Source organism: Nocardiopsis lucentensis DSM 44048 (genome assembly GCF_000341125.1).
GTDB classification, from domain to species: Bacteria; Actinomycetota; Actinomycetes; order Streptosporangiales; family Streptosporangiaceae; genus Nocardiopsis; species Nocardiopsis lucentensis.
In genome coordinates, this window is sequence record NZ_ANBC01000540.1 from 1 (window position 1) to 440 (window position 440).

General features: G+C 78.0%; 1 protein-coding gene. It reads left to right on the forward strand.

What is annotated here, in order from left to right; translation table 11 throughout:
- Window positions 1-440, forward strand: a 440-nt coding sequence (locus D471_RS0118860) for an adenosylcobinamide-GDP ribazoletransferase (protein WP_017600052.1), incomplete at both ends; no start/stop codon positions are given.

Consider the following 440-nt stretch of genomic DNA (forward strand, 5'->3'; position numbering starts at 1 on the left):
GGACATCGGCCCGTTCGGCGTCATCACCCTGGTGGTCGTGCTGGCCGCGCAGGTGCTGGCGCTCGGCCAGCTGGTCGGGACGTCCCCGGGCACCGCCCTGGCCGGTGCGGCCGCCGCGTGGGCGGTGGGACGCCTGGCGGTCACCCTCTCCTGCACTCCGCGGGTGCCCTCGGCCCGGCCCGAGGGGTTGGGCGCGCTGGTGGCGGGCACGGTGAGCGCCCGGCTCGCCGCGGCGGGCTGCGTGGTCGTGGCCGTGGTGTGCGCGATGGCCTGGCTCCACTCCCCCCTCTCGACCGCGGGCTGCGTGGCCGGAGTCGTGGCCGGACTGCTCGTGGCGGGCGCGCTGCTGCGGCGCTCGGTACGGCGCCTCGGTGGGATCACGGGTGACGTGTTGGGCGCCCTGGTGGAGTCGGCGACGGCCGCGGCACTGGTCACGGCGG